The organism is Mycoplasma tullyi (assembly GCF_014068355.1).
Taxonomy (GTDB): Bacteria; Bacillota_I; Bacilli_A; order Mycoplasmatales; family Mycoplasmoidaceae; genus Mycoplasmoides; species Mycoplasmoides tullyi.
The window spans coordinates 329,668-348,311 of the sequence record NZ_CP059674.1 but is presented as its reverse complement, the minus strand read 5'-3'; the positions used below and the strand labels follow the sequence as shown (position 1 = coordinate 348,311).

Genomic DNA, 18,644 nt, shown 5'->3' with positions numbered 1-18,644 from the left:
TATGCGAATCAGAAACATCAAAGATGCTCATTTAAAAATTAATAAAGCCAAGAATATTATTAGTGTTGATGAATTAAAAGATAAGTTAGATCCTAATAAAACTAATGCACTTGAGATTGGTTCAGGTAAAGGTGGTTTTATTTATCAAAAAGCTTTAACAAATTCTGATATCAACTACTTAGGTATCGAAAAAAATGCTACGGTAATCTTGAAGATGATTAACAAATGTGAGAATCTTGAACAACTTAACAATTTATTCATTATTAACGGTGATTTTGCATTAATCGATGAACAATTTCCACAAGCATCTTTTGATCAAATCTACTTAAATTTTTCAGATCCGTGACCTAAAAAACGTCATGCTAAAAAACGCTTAGTTGATCAAGCTTTTTTAAACAAATACCAAAGAATTCTAAAACCCAATGGCACAATCGAATTCAAGACTGATAATGATCAATTATTTAGTTATGCTCTTGAAATGATCAACAGTCTTGAGCAAATAAAAATCATCGCTTATACCAACGACTTGCATAGTCTTGATATTAACGATGATTTATTAAAAGATAATGTAATTACTGAATACGAACACCGTTTTATCAACTTAAAGAAGAATATTAATAAGATTGTCTTTAAGTTTATCTAAAACTAATTTGCCGGTTGGTTATTAATCTTAGTAGCACTTACTTTAATTACTCTTCAGATGTAATTAAATGCGTCTTGGTAATTATCAAATAACTTAGTGGTATTCTTTAATCTGATTTCATAAATCAGATGTAAGTTGTTCACTTGAGTTAAGCGGTTATTTGAATATAAATAACGAGTTGAAGGGTTGATTCGCATTAAACTAGCAGCACTTGCTGTCATGTTTTTAATCTCATCATCTGTTGGTCACTTATTCTTATCATAAGTACCTTCAAAGATAATATCACCTAATCAGTTTCTTAATACTAATAGATCTTTAGATTCTTGAGCAACGTTAGCAATCTCTGGTTTGATCTGACTACGGAATTTAATTAGATTAGCACTACTAATTGAAGGATTAACGGTTTGATTAAAGATCTTAGCTAATCTAGTTGGTTTGATTGTACCGTCTTTGTTTCACGCTAATAAGACATCATAAACATTTACTAAATGTTTAATATTAACATTTTCAGATGAACTAAATAATGTGGTAGTAATTGGTCCAATAATTCCACTTGCATCAACATTAGCATTTGATTTATCAGCTTCGTCGTTTAAGATTCTTACTTGTCTACTAGTTACTGGTAATCCTAGTTGTTGATAAACATTATTTAAATTGAAGTTTTCACTATTGTATTTAACAAACAAGTTTACATCATTAAGTGGTTTTAATGTTACTTGTTTTGATTTAGGGTCATAAGCAACTGAATTTGATACGTTAACTAATAAAGTATTAATTCGATTAGGGAACTGACGTTTGTACATCTTAAGTGCTTCAGCTAAGATAGAGATCGCACTACTAGTAGGTTCAGAGTTATATTTATCTAAAAACAGTGTTTTTAAGTTTTCATCACTTAAGATGTTAATTCCAAATAATGGTTGATTATTGTATTGGATTACAAACATCTTGTCTTTAGAGTTTATAGTGTCATTTAATGAGAATAGATTATTAACCAGGTTTTGTAATGCGTTTTGTGCATTGACATTAATTGTTTGACCAGATTGAGTTAGTGCTGAAGTTAGTTGTAAATTTAATTGGTTAAGAATTACTGAATTCATGTAAGTCTTAATATCATTTCGTGAAGTATTTGAATTGATATCAAAACCATTAAAGATTCTTTTAGTTAATACTGATTGAGCAGCTTTAACTAATTGATCAATTAATTGATCTTTTTGTGCACTAGATGAAGGGATAGCTGCACTTAGTTTTTGTTTTAATTGGTTAACTAGTTGAGCTGAAACCTTATAGTTTTGAATCCCGTTTTGACTAACATTTAGACTAATCGTCATATTAGCAAATCTAGCAGCTGGTTTTGAATAAATCCCAACGTTGTTATTACTACCAACTTGAGTTGACCAACCAATTCCGTTACGATCACCGTGAACGGTGGCATTAATCGCATTATTTTGATAACCACCAAATAATCCTTTTGGTGAAAAACGATCAAAATTAACGTTGTAATTATTAGCAATCGTTTTATTAAATGCAGATTTAATTGGTGTTAATGTCGAGAACACTTTTCTAAACGAATCAGGATCTGTAAAAGCTTGAATACTATCAATAAATGATTCAAGATTACTAAACCCTTGGTACTTATTAATATTTTCAGTATCTGAAGTTAAATAACTTGGTAAACGGTATTCAATTGAAGGAGTCGCACGAACTGATAAATAAGGAATACCATATCAAATCGTAAATGGTTTCTTATTATCATTAATCGTTCCCTTAATGTTGATGTATAAACCTCTTGCTAGAAAGTCGGTAATAATCCCATAGATCTTAGTACTAATATCTGAGATCGTTTGCTTATTATATAAAGCAGTATTATCAACTTTGTTGTATAAGGTCTTATTGTTATTTAGTTCGTATAACTTAAGATCAAATGGACTATTATTTAGATTTAGTGAATCAACTGATAAGTTCTTAACTTTCAAGATATCAATTAGATTAAGAGGGTTGATATCAACTGTTTTTGGAGTTTTACCAGTTACATCTTCAAATTGGTAGTAATAAATATCTTTAAAGAATCGAGACAATTGTTGATCAATTGAAGCATTACTTTGATTACTTAATGTTTTAGGGTCTGGAATATTATTAGCTTCATTTTGACTATAGATTAAACCATTAGCACTTTTAATGTATCTTTCAGGTTCTTTGATTCTTTGAATGGCAGCTTCTGATTGCACTGAAGTGTACTTATTATCATTTAATAGATAAGCTGGTTTATATTCATTGTTTGCGTATACTGGATCAGTAATTGGTTTTAAATCATCAGTACTGATGATCTCACCAGTCATTGGATCTTTTTGGAATCGATCACCAATATATAGTTTGCGATCAACAAAGTTATTTTCAACAGCTAAATAGTGTGAAGCGGCTTGCTTCTCATCACTAAAATTAAGGTTGTTGAAAGCAATATTTTCTCTTAAAAAAGCATCAGGGTTATTTGGATCATAACCATTTAGATTTTGTTCTGAGATCACTTCATTACTTGCTTGTAATGAAGGTGATAATTTATCTAGAGCGTTGTCTCTTTGATAAAAATACAATCCACTCATGACTGAACCAATACCAATCCCGAATAAGCTTGCACCAAAGAATACTTTTTTAAATAATTTCATACCCAAAAATAATTACTGATATTTGCGTTATTTATTAATTAACTAATTATAACATTTATCTTTGATCTTGGGTAGATAGTGATAGGTTCTGATCTAGAGATAACTAATAATAAAAACTAACAAATTAAGCATTAAAAATATTATGTAGTATAATATTACTCGTGTTTATGGCGGTTGTGGCGAAGCGGTTTAACGCACCTGACTGTGAATCAGGCATGCACGGGTTCAAATCCCGTCAATCGCCCCATTAATATATCATTCTCTTATGACAAATAGCTTAGTGCTATTTGTCTTTTTTTTATGTTTATAAGAGCTTTTACATAAAAAAATAAGAAGTTTTGGATAAAACTTCTTATTGATATTTGAATGGGATAAAAGACTAGTACATGCGGTGTTTTTTTTGTAAACGTTTACGCGCTGCTTTTTCTTTTTCTCGTCTTTTCATCCCTTTTCTAAGGTGGTATTCGTGTTTTAAGAATGAACGCTTAGTTTCGCTAGCGATTCTTTTGAATTTACGTAACGCTAATTCAAGATCTCCATCTTTTACTTCGATTTTTGGCACACAATTACCTCCTTTTCTGAAATTGACACTCGTATATTATAAGATATTATCTTTTTTATGGGTATAAGATTGATTAATATTTTCGATTTCTTTAGTTAGATTTTCTCTAGCTTGTTTAGTTTTTTCATACTCTAATTCGTTTTGTTTGCGAATTAGCTCAGCTTTTTTAAACTCAGAATCTAGCAAAGATGAAGTTAATTTCATCTCGTGGATCTTTTGATCTAATTTTTTTTGCAACCTTCTATTGATCTCAGATTGGTCGTTAAATGGGTTAGTTATTTTAACTTGCTCTTCTGGCTTAGTTAAAGCTGTCTCAACCTTTTTAGGTTCTTGATAATCTTGTACTACTTGTTGGTAGTTTTGATAATCAAGTTGGGGAACAACTTCTTGTTTTTTAGTTGCATTTAATTTGGTTGCAAAATCATTATGAAAATCAACAACTAATGAAGCTTCATTAATATCTTCTTGGAAATCATTAATTTTAGTTGTCGAAAATCGATCAGCTTTTTCTTTGATCTGTTTATTTAGATAGTTCTTTTTTAACTCTTTAATTTGATCTAAGATCTTATAAACTTGATCACGATCATACTGATAATCATTAAGATCTTCTTCACCTTTTCTAAAGGGAATATCTAATAATGATTTCATTCATTCAAGTTTACTATACCCTTTAGCTTTAGCTTTTTTTCAAGAACGTTTTAGTTCTTGTTTTTCATAACGATTTCTAGGGTTAAGAATACTAATCAATAAGCGACTTCTTAAACTATCAGCATAAAATAACTGATCATAAAGATTAAACAATTCTTTTGAGATCTCTTGTTCAGCTTGTTCTTTATTAATCTCTTCTTGTTTTTTTAATGCAATTGATTGCTTAAACCTTTTGAAGTCTTCTTCACATTCTTTACCATAGGTCTTAATGAAATTATGGATATTAAAATATCCATAATAAAGTTTGCAATCTTTAATGTATTTCGATCATTCAAAATCAAAACCATAGAAGTTTTTATATCCTTCTAGAAAAGCTTCTCATTTAGATAATTGATCTAATGATGAAGTTTGATTGTCTAAATTATGATCGATCTTGTCACTCATATTCTTTAATAATTATACTAAAGTCAACTTTTTAACTAGATCATAATTCTAGGTAGATTAAACGTTAGGATAACGTTTTTGTAAGAACGAATTAATTCAAGGAATGAAAAAGAAGATTGCTAATAACCCAAAGTAAATGACAGTTAACATGTAGTTTGGTAACCCTTTACCACCAACTGTAGTTGCTGAATCAATGAATCCACCGAACGCACCAGTTGTTGATGAAGGATCTTTAATTGAAGTCATGATTGGGTCAATTAAAAATGCTCAGATTCCTTGATATGCAAAGATGATAAACACCAAGATTGAAGCAACAGGAGCAATAAACATAAAGAACTTAGTAATCTTGTGTTCTTCAGATAGTTTAAATAGTTGGATGTAGTTAGCTTCTTTTTCTTTTAATTGGTTTAATCTAGCTTGTTGAGTGCCATCAAGCGTTTGAGATTTAGTTAATAATCTCAACTCTTTCTTTTCTTCGGTAGTTAATGACTTATCTTTATTTTTAAGCATTACTTTGACACGTTTAATAAAGATAGCAAACGGAATTAGTGCATAAACAATAAAGAAGAATAAGGTTGGGAAATTAGTAATCCCATCAGCAATCCGGTCATTTCCCATTCCAATACTAATAGCTGCTATAATCGCTCCAAAGATCACAACAATAAACAAGTAAGAGATAATCCCCATTGCTTGTGATTTGAAGTTATATAACTTATCTTGTTCAGATACTGTATTGAACTTATGATTGAATCTTCTCTTTAATCATTTCGAACCAAAGATTAAATCATCATTAATCAATCCTTGGTGGTTAGAAATCGTTACAATCATAAACGCATTAGATACACCAAGAATAGATACTAATAAGAAGATATTAAAGGCAACTCTGAATCCATAAGCGATTGCTTGAGCTCTTTGGGGATCAGTCCCGAACACTTTTGTTAATAAGTCGTTATTAATCGCTACAACAGCAAATCCATTACCTAGAAAGATCATTCCTAGAGTAATTAAGATATAAGCAACTGAAACTGTAATCACCCCAATTGATAAGATGATCTTAGTGTATTTTTGTGGTTTTAACATCTTATCTTGAATTGAAGTAAAACCTAAGAAAGAGTCAAAAGAGAATAAGATTGATGGTAAAACTACCAAGATAGTGGTAAATGATCTAGCATTATCAATCATCGGATTGGTAGTAGTACTAGCAGTTGCTTGGTTTAATAATGATTTTTCATAATTATTAGCACCAGCAATAATTCCAACAATTGTAATGATGATTATCGGCAAGAATTTAATGATCACACTAGCAGATTGAAACGCTTTTGATGCAGTTAGTGATAATGAATTGATTGCTAAGAATATTAAAAAGAAAACAAAACCAATACCAATTGTTAATAAGATTGATGCACGTGGTGATGTATTATTTAGATCATTTAATAATCCCATCGAACCGCTCGAATCGACCATCGATAAAAACAGTTCACCAGCATACATAAACAACACAACACCAATAATCCCGTTATAAAAATGGGATTGTGAGATCTTAAAAAAGCGTCCCGCTTTTTTACCTAAACTAATATCACAATAACCAGAAACCCCAAATTTAGAACTTCCGGTAGAACTTACTTCAATAAATGAAAGCGCTAATAATAGCGTAATAATTGCACTAAGTACCCACGCAGCGATGATTAAAGTTGGATTATTGCCTGTTGCTCGGAACACACCGATATTTTTTACAAAAATACCGACCCCGATTACAGATCCAATCATCATTGATAACGAGGCAAACAGCCCCAACTTACTTTTATTTTGTTTAAGTCTTATCATTGTTTTAATCATCTACACCGATTAATTCGGTGTTTCCTTAAAGTTTGTACAAATTATTTTTATTTCAAATTTATTACCTTTTTTAAGAATTTAAAAAAGTTTTCTAATTATTATATACGAATTTTGTGAATTTTTAATTTTTAAGTAAGAAAGAAGGACTAACGATTTCGTTTAATTCTAATTATTAAGTTTTAGTTTTAGTAATTAACAAAGAATTTGTATCTTTACAAGGCGTTCAGAATAATAAAAATAGAAATAACTAGGATACTAAAAGTTGTTTGCTAAGGTCGCCTAAAATGTCGAAAAAGCTTCTGTACGTTTATTTTTAATGTTTTATTAAAGTTTTTACAGTCTGGAAAATCTTTATATATCTAGATTTTTTAGTTTTTATGCTATTCCCACTCAATATCTTCATTAACCTTTTGATGAAGCTCTACTCTCTTCTTAATATCAATTTGCTCTACTAATCATTCATTCGATGAACAATTTCTAATAAATTCGCCGATTCTATTAACTTTGTTTATTTCTTTGAGTGTTACAACTACACCAAACTTAACACCTACACCATCTTGGTGATCTAATCGGTTATTTGTTTTTATTTCCATACCTCAGTATTTTTTTCCATAAGATTCTTTTGGTATGTTTCTTTTTGTTTCTTTCTCTGAAATGTACTTTACATTATCCCATTTTCTAAACAGTTTTCTAGCTCCACCTTCATAAATGTAATAATTTTCTCCATCTAATGTGTCTTCAGTATTTTGCTTATCACCTTTAATATCCTTAATTTTTTCATCAGCTCCTATTCGACCAAAGTGCAAATTCAATTCTGTATTTGTATAGTCTACCCCTTGCAATCTATTACATTTTGGAAAATAGCACATTGTCGCCTTTGCAATAAATGGGTACTTATTATCTTTTAGAGGAACAGGAAATTTATAGTTAGATGTATTTCATTTTTCACTAGTACCTCATACCACGAATTTTATTTCATTATCTTTTGTTTCAAGAATGTCTTTTATTTTAATAGGCACAATTCCGTGTCCAAATAAGTCAATTTTTTTAGGATTATCATTCCAACCTCTCGCTGCATCAATGATCATAGCTTTTGCAACTTCTCTCTTAAACCCTAATACGTCAATTAAATATGATAATTTTCTTGCAATTCAAGGTGCAGCATACGAAGTACCAGTTAGTTTTCCCAGTCCTAAAGGTTCACAAACATTAATGTAGTCTTCTTTACTTTTTTTACTACCTCCATAATAACTTACGTCAGGTTTCGAAAAAAAAGATAATACTACTCCTTTACGTGTATATTCAGTAGGCTCATTATCCTTACTAACTGAGTTGACGACCATACTATTAATAGAATCTGCAGGAGAACCTATTTTCACTATATCTTTATTATTCGGTTTGTTTGTTCCAGATATAACAAATATCACATCGTATTTATACTGAATTTCATCTAATATTGCAGCCTCAGCTGAAATAAAGTTGTCGTTGATTTCCTGATTACTACCAAGTGAGATATTTCATACCTTTATATTTAAATTATTTTTTACGATACTTTTTATTTCTTTTATTATCGAAAATGAAGAATATCGAGCGCCTACCGCCACTCCAAAATGTTTAACCCTAAATCTCCCACAACCATCGTCCAATCAAGGATTTAATCTTGGTCCATCAACAATAATGGAAGACACTGCTGTTCCATGATTATAATCTTTTGGATCTCTTGGTATATCCTTATGGACCATATCATGATATTCAACCCAATTACTAAAATAAACTCTTTTATCGAATAAGGTATCTATCACACCAATTGTAGGTTCATTATTTGTTGGATCTGGTATAGTCACCATTTCTTTTTGTTCTTCATTTATGGAATCATCAGACGGTAAACTTGACAGATCGACGGTCGACATTGAAACAAGATAGGGCGCTTTATCAAAAAGTTGTTCCACTTGTTTTTCATCCAAAAGAACAGTTTGATTATCTAAAATTCTGTTACCTAAAATGTATATCCCAAGTTTTTCAAGTAATAATTCGATTTTTTCTTTTACGTCATACAAAGTTATAATACTTTCCTTTGCGTCTGTATTAGGAAGTTCTACGTCAAAATATTCAATGTATGATACATCTGCAATTACCTGTTTAAACTTTCACATTGACACAGACTGATTTACAAAAACTTGTGAATTCACATAATTTTTATCTTCAAATTTACTCTTGTTCATCATTCCTGCAAATTTTTGTGACAAAATTTTGGAAGCGTTAGAAATCAATTCTATGCTTTTTGCCAAATCAGACTCATCAAGAAAATATGTTATTGCGTGTCTTTTCTTATCATTCTTATCGTTAATAAATTTTGCTCCAACAACGGCTTTATTAGAATTCTTACCTTTAAAAAGCCCTGCAATTCGATTGCTTTTTGCAACAATTTTGTTGTAATAAACGCTAATTAAAACTCCTTCAAACGGTCTCGGTTTTTCATCCCAAAATTTTTTAATCCTGCGTAGATCAGTTTCTAATTTTAACAAGTGCTGTGTAGTGACGTCAAAGTTACCGTTCATGGCTACGCCACCACCAGGAACAACAGGTTTAGGGGTTTGATCGAATTTCCCTTTTAATTCCAGTATATTATTCACTGTCTACTTTCTCCTTCTGCAACTTTCTTGAGATAGTACTTTTAGATTCTCCTTTTAACTTTTCTATTTCTCTTACAGTGAAACCTTCTTCATGAAGCTGATTTATATTCTTTTGCTCTAAATTTCCGATTAAGCTATTGTATAGTCTTTTCAAATAATCATACTCTGAATCAAGATCACTAAAAGCAAGAGATGTCTTTATTATGTTTTTCAGCTCTCCAGGATAAGGGATTTTTTTTGCTGTTTTCAATATCTTTTTAAATAATTTTGTATCTTTTGATATCCCTTTAAAATTCTTGCTAAACGAAGAAAAAAAGTATTCTGCTACTTCTATTAAATCATCATTACTATATCTATTAAAATTAATAACTGAATCGAATCTTCTGAATAACGCCTTATCAAAATTGGAATATAGGTTAGTAGTAGCCATTATTACTATTTCTTTATTAAGGTCTGTTAATCTGTCTAATTCTCTTAAGATCGTAGACGTTACTCTCCCCATCTCTCTAACATCATTAGAATTAATTCGATCCAAAGCAATAACGTCAATTTCATCAAATAAGACCACGGCCTTATTTGCGTTTGGAAGCATATTTATTTCTTTAAAAACTTTGCTAATGTTTTTATTGGTTTGTCCCAATTTACTATCAATCAGATTTTCAAAGTCCACTCTAAAAAGTGTGCGTTCAAGTAATCTTGCAACATTTTTTACTGCTTCTGTTTTCCCGCTTCCTGGTAATCCTTCGAATAAAAATTTATTAATCCCAACATTATGATTTACAGCATTAATAATCCCTTTGATATCTTTCACTATTTCATGCGGTAAATTTAAGGCCTCTAAATTTTTTATTTCAATTTGTTTTAAAAACTCGCTTTCGAAATCACTACCTTGCGGTGAATATAAATTTGCTTCAGCTATTAAGCCCAAAATATACTCAGACAACTGATAATCTCCGATACTATCAAAAGATCTTGCTATTGTTATAGCCTCATCTCTAAAGGAATTTTCATTTCTTTCCACATGGTATTTGATTAAATTTAAAACGTTTTGCTTTTTCACGTTATTACGCCTACTATCTTTTTTAAGATTATATTATATTTTGGGACAATTCTTTATTGATATGGGACAAATTTTATAAATACTTATTTACAACATTTATTTTTCTTACCTGTAGAAATATAGCGAGTTAAGTACATCTGCGAAATTATTTGATAAATAGTCAATAAGTCAGATTAGTTTTTGTTTTAAACGATTAGCTTGCTTTTTCTAATATGATATTGATTTTTCCCGTTCCACTGGATGCAAAATCATAAATAATTCTCTTAATGATATCCTAGCTAACTTAGAATATATACATACGATATTTTCGCCATAAATAAGACTTTCTCAACTAAAATCTAAATATGAACAAAGAAGAAACAAAATTAATCAGTGGTTCAGTAACAACTGTCATTAGATACACCACCCAACCTAAGGGTGGTTATTTACCATTTAAAATGTTTAAAGAGCATTCTTTAGTTCCTGATGAATTTTTATCTCATAAATTAGAAAACATCCATCCTACTTTAATGGGGCTTGTAGTAGATTATCTAACTAGATACATGTTATCAAGTGATCCAAATGGATCATTTAAGATATCTTTAATGGGAGCAATACTAATCAATCAATTAGACGATTTTTGATATTTATTAGACCAGATTAATGAATCATTAGATGATGATGTTATTATAGCTGCAATCAGATTAACTACTTTTGATCACTATTATCGACAAGGAATAACAGAATATGAAGATCCCTTTATATTAGACCCAAATGATATAAGTATTAACCATGTAAGAGAGATGGTTAATCGTTCACTAAACTTTATTAATTCACAGAAAGAATTAGTTTCATATGGAACAACATTTGAAAAGGGATTAACAGATAAAATCATCAGTGGAGACTGTGATTTTATTACAGAAGATACTTTATGAGATTTTAAGGTTTCAGTTAATCCAGTCTACTATTCAAAACAGACTTTACAGATCTTTGTTTATTGAAGATTAGGACTTCATTCGATTCATAAAGATATGTTTGAAAAGATTAAATACTTAGGGTTTTATAACCCTAGATACAATAAGTATCATACTGTTGCAGTAGGTGATATTGAGCAAGGGATCATTGAATTAGTTGAGAAAGAAGTTATTGGGTATTAAGCAAGGGATAACTGCTCCAAAATTATTGAAGTTTATTTAATAATTAAAAATAAGCACCGCAAAGTTTTATTTAGTCTGAATTTTGCCTAAACATAAAAAAAATAAACAAAGTTTACTTTGTTTATTAATTCTAATGTTGTACTGTTTTAGTATTTTATAACTTCAAATTTTATAGACGATTTTTTGTAATTGGTAATCGATCTACATCTTTTTGCTTGCCCATTACAGCAGTAATGAAGTCTCAGATTCATCAAAAACCTAAGCCACCTGCTGTAATTAATTTCAAAACACCTAAGCCCATTCTACCTGAGTAGAATCTATCAACACCTAGATATCCAAACAAGAAAGATAAAATAGAAAGTACAACTATACATTTTGGTGATGCACCGTCACCGCCATGGTCAATTGTTCGTTCTTGCATAATGTTCTCCTTAAAATAAGATTTAACATTACTAATTATATATATATATATATATAAGCAAAAAAAGCAAAAAATACTTCTTTTTTCTTAATTTTATTTGATGAAATGTTTATAGATTTGTAATGAAATAAAGAAGAATAATAATTTGAACTTGAACTTTTAACGACTTATAAGGTTAATGTTTTTCAGGTATTTTAATAGATGTTCAAACTTATAGGTTGTTTAGTCTTTTTATTAATTTAAGTTACAAATTTTGGATCTATATATAAAAAAAATAAACAAAGTCTACTTTGTTTATTTTTTATAAATATCAGTAATATTTAAGCTTTTTAGGATTTAAACTTTCAAAATTATCAATTTGAAATTTTTAATCCGTCACCGTCTTTCATGTTACCCATTAAAGCAATGATAAAGTCAATAAGTGCTCAAACACCTAAACCACCACCAGTTAACAATTTAGCAATACCTAAACCTGTTCTACCAGCGTAGAATCTATCAACACCTAATCCACCTAAAAAGAATGATAAAAGAGAAACTGTAGTTCTACTTTTTGATGATGGACGATCGTTAGATGTTCCTTCAGGTTGTTGATTTTCGTTAGGATTTGTTTGTTTGTTTTCCATAATATATCGTTAAAATAAAATTCTTCTTGATTATACACGAATATATATATATATATATATGAAAATAATGTTTAACTATTGTTAATTATGTTGTGTAAAAATGTGTATAAATTTATATTTAGACTGATGGAAAAAAGTTAGTTAGATTTTTACACGAATCGTAACATGTCGTTATTTTTCATAATAATCAGACAAACAACTCCAATTTAATTTTTGTAGTTAAAGAATTAAAGCAACGGTAAAACTCGTTTAAACAACCCCACTTTAAATAAGAGAGCGCAAGACTCAATTTCGTTATGTTCAAGCGTAAGAGAAAGTGTTTATAATAGGATTCTAGAATAAAATTATGAATGCATGCGCCAATTTGTATGCAATTCTAGATAGAACATCTAGGTGGTTAAGGTTTTTGAAACAGCTATTAATAGCTGTTTTTTGTTTCGTTGATTCGTTTCCTATTTTGTATATAATTATAATGTGAGCCCAGTTAATTATTTAACTGGGCATCCCTTTAAACGTCCGGGCGAAGGATACAATTTATATTGTATTCAAGCGTAGGGGATGTGTTTATAATGGAATTCTAGATTAAAGTTATAAATGCATAGCGCCTTTTTGCACGTAATTCTAGATAGTGCATCTAGGCGCTGATGGTTTTTTGAAACAGCTATTAATAGCTGTTTTTTGTTTTGTGATTCGTTTCCCGTTAGTGTTATAATATCAATGATGAGCCCAGTTAACTATTTAACTGGGCATCCCCTTAAACGCCAAGGCGTAGGATGCAATTATTTTGCGTTCAAGCGTGGGGGATGTGTTTATAATGGGATTCTAGATTAAAATTATAAATGCATAGCGCCTTTTTGTATGCAATTCTAGATAGTACATCTAGGTGCTGATGATGATTAAAACAGTCAGAAATGGCTGTTTTTTTGTTTTGTTTATTCGTTTCCTATTGGTGATATAATTATAATGTGAGCCCGGTTAATTATTTAATTGGGCATCCCTTTAAACCACAAGGCGTAGGATGCAATTTATATTGTGTTCAAGCGTAGGGGATGTAATTATAGTTGTATTCTAGATTAAAACTATAAGTGCAAGTGCCTTTTTGTATGTAATTCTAGATAGTACAACTAGGCGCTGGTGATGATTAAAACGGTCAGAAATGACTGTTTTTTATTTTGCAAATTCTATTTTTTAGCTAATTGTAATTATATTAATAGTTTGATAATTTTAACCGAACACCCTTTAAACGACGGGGCGTAGAATACAATGTTGTATTGTGTTCAACCGTTGGTGGGATATATTTATAATTTTATTCTAGATCGAATTATAGATATAAGTACTTTATTCTATGTAATTCTAGATAATACATTTAGGTGCGGTTAATTATAAAAAAACCAAAAATGGTTGTTTTTTTATTTTGTCGATGCATTCCCATTAGTGTTATAATATTAATGATGTGTCCAGTTAATTATTTAACTGGGCGTCCCTTTAAACGTCGGGGCGTAGGATGCAATTTATATTGTATTCAAGCGTAGGGGATGTATTTATAATGGTATTCTAGATCAAGTTGTAAATGCAAGTGCCTTTTTGTATGTATTCTAGATAGTACAACTGGGCGCTAGTGGATTAAAACAGCCAGAAATGGCTGTTTTTTTAATTCTTTCTAAGGCTAAGAATAGTAAAATTTCTTATATGAAAGTTATATGAAAAACAAGAAATAATATCGAAATTGAGACAACATCTTTCGACGAAAAAGGCAAACGTATATTAGCACATTCACAGGGCCATAATTTGCGGCCATTAGTTATTTGATATGACAAATCTAATGTCTATTATCTCAATTGCAGAAGTGGTGAAGGTGTAAATGCCGATGGGACGCCGAGAACAAAACCGTTACTACCCCATAACGTTGAGTTTATTTATAATGGAAAACTAAATTATGTCAATGTATCTAATATTCAAGTGATGAATAGATATGATTTTGAGAAAATTTACGGAGCTTTAGATAGTAATGATTTAAAACTTAACCCATACGACTTACCAAATTATATAGCAAAACAAATTTTAGAAAAAATGAATGATTTTATAGAAAAAGGAGATTATACTGTTCAAAAAGTCTGAATTGAAAATACAAAAGAGCTCAAAAACGGAAGAAACAATGTTTGATTAGGTAATAAAGCTCTTTACTCTAAGGAAGCAGGAATTTACAATGATTTTATTGATGAAAGGTTTAAACTTACATGAGAAACTATAATGAATAACTTTAAGAAGGATCCACCTGGTTTTTGAGAAAATAAAAACTGTAACTTTAAAGATTCATCTGCTTCAAAGATTTTAACTATAAGTTTAAGTACTTTATTCAATGATTATGAAAAATATAAACAAAGATTAAAGAAAGAAGAAAAAGAAAAGAAAAATAAGAATGACGATTACGGTTTTGAAATGTAATAATTTTTATGTTTAAAACCATAACTTCATTTTTTATATTAAAAATTACTTTAAACAAATTGGGTAATAGGTATATTTTTGTACAATTATTAGATTTTTGATACTTTCTTATTTCGCTTTTATTAATAAATAAAAAATAATCCTTCGATTGAAGGATTATTTTTTTGATTTTATTTTTACTATTTAGCTTGGATCGCTTCAATTCCTGGTAAAACAGTTTCTTCCATAAATGTTAATGAAGCACCACCACCAGTTGAAACAAAACTAAATTTGTCTGCTAATTTAAATTGATTTGCAGCAGCAGCACTATCACCACCACCGATTACACTGTAACTATCAGATTCACTAATTGCTTTAGCAATCTCATGTGATCCACGTTCATAATTAGGGTTTTCAAACACACCTAAAGGACCATTTCAAAAGATTGATTTAGCTTTAGAGATGTAAGATTTGAAAGTTTCAATAGTTTGAACACCAATATCTAAAGCTTCAAAGTCTTCGTCGTGAGTTTCATCTTTAGCAAACACACACTTACCAGCAGGTGCTGTTTTAATATCAGTAATTGCACTAGCTTTAGTTACCATCTGATCAGTTGCTAAAACGATTTTATTAGTTTTATCTTCTTCTAAGATCTTCTTAGCAGTTTCTAACATATCAGGTTCGAATAACGATTTACCAATATGATAACCTTTGGCTTTATTAAAAGTATTAACCATTCCACCACCGATTAAGATATGATCAGCAGATTTTAGTAACGATTCAATTACTTTTAATTTATCTGATACTTTAGCACCACCTAAGATTACAACAAATGGACGTTTTGGATCATTTGTTAATTTTGATAATGCTTCTAGTTCTTTTTGAACTAAGAAACCAATACAAGATTGAGCAATATTAGCAGCAATCCCAACGTTTGAAGCGTGTGCACGGTGAGATGTTCCAAAAGCATCGTTTACAAACACATCAGCTAAACTAGCTCAGAAACGACCTAATTCAGGGCTGTTTTTAGATTCTTTTTTAACAACTTCACCTTTGAAGTCAACATCGTTATAACGAGTGTTTTCTAATAATAAAACTTCTTTGTGTTTAAGTTGTTTAACTGCTTCAACAACATCATAACCAACGTTTTCTTCTAAAAAGCTTACGTGATCAAGTTTGGTTTTTAGATTTTCATAAACTGGTCTTAAGCTTTTTTTCTTAGAATTAATATCATCTAATGATTTAATTCTACTTAAGTGGCTTAATAAAACAACTTTACAGTTTTGTTCAATTAGATATTTAATTGTATCTAGTGCTTGAACAATTCTAGTTTCATCAACTACTTTATTGTCTTTAATTGGTACGTTGAAATCCACACGTACAATTACGGTTTTATCTTTTAGATCAACATCTTTTAGAGTTTTCTTGTTGTATTCAATCATCACTTATTATTTCTATATTCAGCTTTCTTTAATTATTGTTTAGCAAAGTATTTAGCAACTCTTACTAATTGAGCAACGTATGAAGATTCGTTGTCATATCATGCGTATAGTTTGTATAATTTTTCACCATTAGCTTCAAGTACTGAAGTTAATTTACTATCAAAGATTGAACCGTGAGTTTCATTTAAGATATCAGATGAAACGATTTCATCTTCTGAGTACATGAATGATTCAGAAGCAGCAGCTTTCATAGCGGCGTTTAATTCTTCTACAGTTGTATCTTTATTTAATTTAACAGTTAGATCAACTAATGAACCAGTGATTGTAGGAACTCTAACTGCGATCCCATTTAACTTACCAGTAGCTTGAGGAACAACTAAACCGATTGCTTTAGCAGCACCTGTTGAAGTTGGTACCATATTAAATGCAGCAGCACGACCTCTTCGATAATCTGAGTGAGGAGCATCTTGTAATCTTTGATCAGCTGTGTAAGCGTGAACAGTTGTCATGAAACCAACTTTAATTCCGAACTTGTCTTCTAGCACTTTAACAAGTGGAGCTAAACAGTTAGTTGTACAACTTGCAGCTGAAATTACAGTATCATCTGCTTTAATTTCATTGTGGTTTACATTGTAAACTACAGTTTTAATGTTCTTTTCTTTAGCTGGAGCTGATAATACAACTCGCTTAGCACCACCTTTGATGTGTGCACTAGCTGCTTCTTGAGTTAAGAAACGACCAGTTGATTCAACTACTAAATCAACGTTGTGATCTTTTCAAGGAATTTGTGCAGGATCTTTTTCACTATAAACTTTGATTTTGTGACTACCTACTACTATTTCACTATCAGTTGAACTTACGTTTTGACTCAACTTACCGTGCGCTGTGTCATACTTTAATAAGTAAGCAAGGGTTTTAGCATCAGTTAAATCATTAACGGCTACAACTTCTACGTCGTCGTGATTTAATAATTCACGACAAACTAAACGACCAATTCGGCCAAATCCGTTAATACCAATTTTAATTTTTGACATTTAAGTATTTCTCTTTCTTTATAGTTATTTTTTAATTAACTCTCGTTTTTGATTTTAATATTTTTAATATTAATCTGCTAATTAATAAAAAATTTTTTAAACCTCAGGTTTAAAAAATTGCTTAATTTACTTAGTTAAAAAGCTCATACAAAAAGCATTTACACCAGTGTGTACTCCAATCACAGGGGTGATGAGTACAACATCAAGATCTTTAATGCTTAAATCTTTTAGTTTTTCTTTGATTAGTTTAATTACTTCTTTTACTTTCTTGTCTTCTTTAAAGGTATGACAAAAACCAATCTTAACTAATTTGTTTTTGGTCAACTTTAAAGAGTTGCTAGCAAAACTAATACATTTTTCGATTGCAGCTTTAACATTAATTGCTTTATCAACTAATTGGTTAATTCCTTTTTGAAAAGCAATTATTGGACTAATCTTTAAGATTCCTGCAATCAATGATTTCATTTTTGAGATTCTTCCACCCTTACGTAATTGGGTTAAATCATTCACCACAATCATTGAACAGATGCGTGATTTTCAATTAGTGATGTATTCTTCAATCTCTTTAATTGATTTGTCTTGTTTGATTAGTTCTTGAACATCATTAACTAATCATCTTAGTGATATTGCAGCATCAAACGAATCAAAGATACTAATATTCTTATAATCTTTAAGTTCAGAATCAATCACTAATTTTCACTGATTATAAGTTCCGCTCAATCCACCAGAGATCGTTAAAACAAAAACATGATCATATTCTTTTGCAGCTTTTTTAGTAACTTCAAGCATTGATTGAACAAGCGGCATCGATGTTTTGATATCGACATTTTTATCATTAACTAAAAGATCATAAACCTCTTCTTGTTGAATATCAACACCATCAAGGTAGGTTTTGTTGTTATTTACAGTGATCTGTAATGGCACAACAAAAACATCGTTGTATTCATTAGCTCTAATTGTTGATGATGAATCAGTGATAATTGCTATCTTCTTCATTTTTTGAATCCATTAACGTTAGTAACGTTCTTAATTCTACTATTATATATAAAAAATATACGAAAAGCTAGCTACCTAACTG

Annotated in this window: 14 protein-coding genes and 1 tRNA gene; 4 read left to right on the top strand and 11 right to left on the bottom strand. The window is 30.1% G+C overall.

Annotation, left to right across the window (positions count from 1 at the left end; all coding sequences use genetic code 4):
* The first annotated feature begins 1 nt into the window (after window position 1).
* Window positions 2-643: a tRNA (guanosine(46)-N7)-methyltransferase TrmB gene (trmB, locus tag H3143_RS01510; RefSeq protein WP_182079065.1), complete on the top strand. Its 642-nt coding sequence runs from the start codon at window positions 2-4 to the stop codon at window positions 641-643.
* A gap of 2 nt (window positions 644-645) precedes the next feature.
* Here trmB and H3143_RS01505 read toward each other — a convergent pair whose 3' ends face one another.
* Window positions 646-3,303: a hypothetical protein gene (locus H3143_RS01505; RefSeq protein ID WP_228444809.1), complete on the bottom strand. Its 2,658-nt coding sequence runs from the start codon at window positions 3,301-3,303 to the stop codon at window positions 646-648.
* Window positions 3,304-3,473: 170 nt separating this feature from the next.
* Here H3143_RS01505 and H3143_RS01500 point away from each other — a divergent pair.
* Window positions 3,474-3,550: transfer RNA gene (locus H3143_RS01500), tRNA-His, on the top strand.
* Window positions 3,551-3,682: 132 nt separating this feature from the next.
* Here the strand turns inward: H3143_RS01500 and rpsU are convergent.
* The 5 genes from rpsU to H3143_RS01475 form a co-directional block, all read right to left on the bottom strand.
* Window positions 3,683-3,865 (bottom strand): 30S ribosomal protein S21, encoded by a 183-nt coding sequence (rpsU, locus tag H3143_RS01495; RefSeq protein ID WP_182079063.1) that lies wholly within the window; start codon window positions 3,863-3,865, stop codon window positions 3,683-3,685.
* Window positions 3,866-3,901: 36 nt separating this feature from the next.
* Entirely contained in the window at window positions 3,902-4,957 is a 1,056-nt protein-coding gene (locus tag H3143_RS01490; protein ID WP_182079062.1) for a DUF5454 family protein, read from the bottom strand.
* Window positions 4,958-5,014: 57 nt separating this feature from the next.
* Window positions 5,015-6,781: an amino acid permease gene (locus tag H3143_RS01485; RefSeq protein ID WP_182079061.1), complete on the bottom strand. Its 1,767-nt coding sequence runs from the start codon at window positions 6,779-6,781 to the stop codon at window positions 5,015-5,017.
* A gap of 392 nt (window positions 6,782-7,173) precedes the next feature.
* Entirely contained in the window at window positions 7,174-9,426 is a 2,253-nt protein-coding gene (locus H3143_RS01480) for a S8 family peptidase (RefSeq protein ID WP_182079060.1), read from the bottom strand.
* On the bottom strand, window positions 9,419-10,447 hold the full coding sequence (locus tag H3143_RS01475; protein ID WP_323368753.1) for an AAA family ATPase: 1,029 nt from the start codon (window positions 10,445-10,447) through the stop codon (window positions 9,419-9,421). The genes H3143_RS01480 and H3143_RS01475 overlap by 8 nt, the downstream gene beginning before the upstream one ends.
* A gap of 383 nt (window positions 10,448-10,830) precedes the next feature.
* Between H3143_RS01475 and H3143_RS01470 the strand changes: the two genes are divergently transcribed.
* Entirely contained in the window at window positions 10,831-11,622 is a 792-nt protein-coding gene (locus H3143_RS01470; RefSeq protein WP_182079058.1) for a hypothetical protein, read from the top strand.
* Window positions 11,623-11,791: 169 nt separating this feature from the next.
* Here the strand turns inward: H3143_RS01470 and H3143_RS01465 are convergent, their stop codons facing one another.
* Together H3143_RS01465 and H3143_RS01460 are read right to left on the bottom strand one after the other, a co-directional pair.
* Entirely contained in the window at window positions 11,792-12,043 is a 252-nt protein-coding gene (locus tag H3143_RS01465) for a TM2 domain-containing protein (protein ID WP_182079057.1), read from the bottom strand.
* Between the two features lie 350 nt (window positions 12,044-12,393).
* Window positions 12,394-12,666, bottom strand: a complete 273-nt coding sequence (locus H3143_RS01460) for a TM2 domain-containing protein (protein ID WP_182079056.1) — start codon at window positions 12,664-12,666, stop codon at window positions 12,394-12,396.
* A 1,638-nt stretch (window positions 12,667-14,304) separates the two neighbouring features.
* On the opposite strand from H3143_RS01460, the gene H3143_RS01455 reads away from it, so the two are divergent.
* Window positions 14,305-15,111 (top strand): Mbov_0400 family ICE element protein, encoded by an 807-nt coding sequence (locus H3143_RS01455; RefSeq protein ID WP_182079055.1) that lies wholly within the window; start codon window positions 14,305-14,307, stop codon window positions 15,109-15,111.
* A gap of 179 nt (window positions 15,112-15,290) precedes the next feature.
* On the opposite strand, the gene H3143_RS01450 is transcribed toward H3143_RS01455, so the two are convergent.
* From H3143_RS01450 to H3143_RS01440, 3 genes are all read right to left on the bottom strand, one after another.
* Window positions 15,291-16,532, bottom strand: coding sequence for a phosphoglycerate kinase (locus H3143_RS01450; RefSeq protein WP_182079054.1), 1,242 nt, complete (start codon window positions 16,530-16,532; stop codon window positions 15,291-15,293).
* Between the two features lie 32 nt (window positions 16,533-16,564).
* Window positions 16,565-17,566, bottom strand: coding sequence for a type I glyceraldehyde-3-phosphate dehydrogenase (gene gap / locus H3143_RS01445; protein ID WP_182079053.1), 1,002 nt, complete (start codon window positions 17,564-17,566; stop codon window positions 16,565-16,567).
* Between the two features lie 126 nt (window positions 17,567-17,692).
* Window positions 17,693-18,562, bottom strand: a complete 870-nt coding sequence (locus H3143_RS01440) for a DegV family protein (RefSeq protein WP_182079052.1) — start codon at window positions 18,560-18,562, stop codon at window positions 17,693-17,695.
* Window positions 18,563-18,644: the final 82 nt, after the last annotated feature.